The 643-nt window shown below is 56.6% G+C and carries 1 protein-coding gene; it reads right to left on the minus strand.

Annotated elements, in window-relative coordinates; all coding sequences use genetic code 11:
- Positions 1 to 41: 41 nt before the first annotated feature.
- Positions 42 to 344 carry a DUF6896 domain-containing protein gene (locus tag BU204_RS39835; RefSeq protein WP_143230070.1) on the minus strand — a complete coding sequence of 101 codons (303 nt, stop codon included), beginning with the start codon at positions 342 to 344 and terminating at the stop codon, positions 42 to 44.
- Positions 345 to 643: the final 299 nt, after the last annotated feature.

Raw genomic sequence — 643 nt, forward strand, 5'->3', positions numbered from 1 at the left:
TCGACAACAACGCAAAGTAAAGACACCAGGATCACGCGACACTAGCTGACGCGAAGTGAGTACCAGCGATCTGCAACGACACGTAGCTCACCAGAGCGAACGAGGTCGGCCAGCGCAGCGTCGAGATTGTTCTGGTCGAGCTGTTCTTCGATTCCGTGACTGTGCGCGTTCTGCGCGACCCGCCACGGATCGAAAAGCACCGTCCCTTCGGGAGTGAAGTCGACATCTACCGTGATGCCATCACTGTCGGTGAACCGACATCCAAAATCATGAACCCGGTACCGCAGGTCTCCGGCAAGGTTTCCAACTCGAGGAAGCTCACCAGCGCTGACACGGGTCCACACCAACCAGAACGGATTATCCGAGCCTGTACGGGTTCACACGCCGATCAGGCCCCAATCTCCGCCCACGCCACCACCAATGGTCGACCTTCACTCGGAAGACAGTCGCACAAGTTGCCGCCCTCACCACAAGAACTCTGCTGTCACCACAACCGTCACGCTCTTCGTTTTAATTCAGTCACTCTCTACGATAGTCTGCGCGACGTCGATGACGTATCGCAGCAACGACGCTGGCACCTCGTTGATCTCCGGAGGAATACTTAGAACGTGTTTGAGATCTTGGTCGGCGTGGCTGGTTGATC

It is taken from the genome of Actinophytocola xanthii (genome assembly GCF_001921205.1).
In the GTDB taxonomy this organism is placed as follows: Bacteria; Actinomycetota; Actinomycetes; order Mycobacteriales; family Pseudonocardiaceae; genus Actinophytocola; species Actinophytocola xanthii.